The sequence below is a fragment of the Cellvibrio fibrivorans genome (assembly GCF_031457055.1).
GTDB classification, from domain to species: Bacteria; Pseudomonadota; Gammaproteobacteria; order Pseudomonadales; family Cellvibrionaceae; genus Cellvibrio; species Cellvibrio fibrivorans.
The window spans coordinates 1-1,449 of the sequence record NZ_JAVDVX010000027.1 but is presented as its reverse complement, the minus strand read 5'-3'; the positions used below and the strand labels follow the sequence as shown (position 1 = coordinate 1,449).

Here is a 1,449-nt window from a genome sequence, read left to right as displayed (position 1 = left end):
AAAGCCGCTGAAAAGCGGCTTTTTAATTTCTGCTGGCTTTTTAATTTCTTCTGAAAAGTTTCTGTATTCTCAGGTATGCTTCACTTATAAGCGCCACATCAAATACAGATAAATTTTACAAATACCCAAGGTTTTTAAAGGTCTGGACATCAAGCAATGGCAAACACAGTATTGTTGAATAACCTGGCACATCAGGATTTAAAAGTAGTCACCCGCTTCGGAGCCGAATATGGCGATAATGTCAGTAGTGCATTAGCGTTTCCTACCGAATTTATTGAGCTGCAAAAAGAATATCCAATCCTGTTCAGGAAAAATCCTGAGACACAAAAATTTCATTCAACCGTTTTGTTGGGGTTGAGCCAAGGTGAAAATCTATTTTTAAACACAGCTGTAAAAACGGGATGGGACGCATATTACATTCCGGCGGTGATTGCGAGAGGCCCTTTCCTTATCGGCTTCCAGTCCGATGCGGACAACAATAAAGTTCCTGTCATCCATATCGATTTGGATCATCCGAAAGCAAATGATGAAAAAGGTTATGCATTGTTTTTGGAGCATGGCGGTAACGGTCCTTATCTGGATCACATTGCCAGTATTTTGAAAATTATTCACGAGGGCATTGCGATGCAAGATGCAATGTTCAATGCGTTTACCGAGCTTGGTTTAATTGAGTCTGTAGATATAGAAATCGATTTACATAGCGGTGAGAAACAGCGTTTGGTGGGTAACTTCACGATTAATGAAGAAAAATTGATAGCGCTCGGCGGTGACCAATTGGAAAAACTGAACAAGGCTGGATTTTTGCCTCTCGCCTATACAGTAATAAGCTCAATGACAAACATTCGAAAATTGACAGAAATCAAAAATAAGAAAAAGTAAGGTTGTCAGAATAGCCTAAAAAGTCAGCGTGAAAAATAATATGTCAATGATTACCGCTAAAACAAAAGTTATTACTGATTATCAAAGCCGGACTCTGGATGAAGACGTGTTTTCATCCAAAGAACCGGTTGTTATTAAGGGTTTAATCAATCACTGGAAACTTGCTGAACAAGGGCGACAATCAGATAGTCATGCAATTAACTATTTAAAATCGCATTATAACGGGTCCCCTTCAACGGCCTGTATTGGATCACCCGATATCAAAGGTCGTTTCTTTTACAACGAAGAACGTACACAGCTAAATTATGATTCCCGCACAATGCGGGTGGATGAAGTACTGGATCTGATTCAGGAAAATTTTGATAAAGAAAATCCCAGCGCTTACTACATAGCATCCAACGTCATTGATACCCACTTTCCGGATTTCAGGCGCGAGAATGATATTGTGATTCCACGGCCTGAATCGATAGTTCCGCTTGAAGATTTACGCATCAGCATCTGGATTGGCAATCGCACCACTGCGTGTTGCCACTACGATGCGTCGGATAATATAGCCTGCTGTGTGGTAGG

At 40.5% G+C, this 1,449-nt stretch carries 2 protein-coding genes; both read left to right on the top strand.

Translation table 11 applies throughout. From position 1 onward, the window contains the following. The first annotated feature begins 156 nt into the window (after positions 1 to 156). Positions 157 to 879 carry a SapC family protein gene (locus tag J2X05_RS21110; RefSeq protein ID WP_310076420.1) on the top strand — a complete coding sequence of 241 codons (723 nt, stop codon included), beginning with the start codon at positions 157 to 159 and terminating at the stop codon, positions 877 to 879. A 28-nt stretch (positions 880 to 907) separates the two neighbouring features. Beyond that, the coding region (locus J2X05_RS21105; RefSeq protein ID WP_310076417.1) for a cupin-like domain-containing protein at positions 908 to 1,449 on the top strand (542 nt) is incomplete at its 3' end.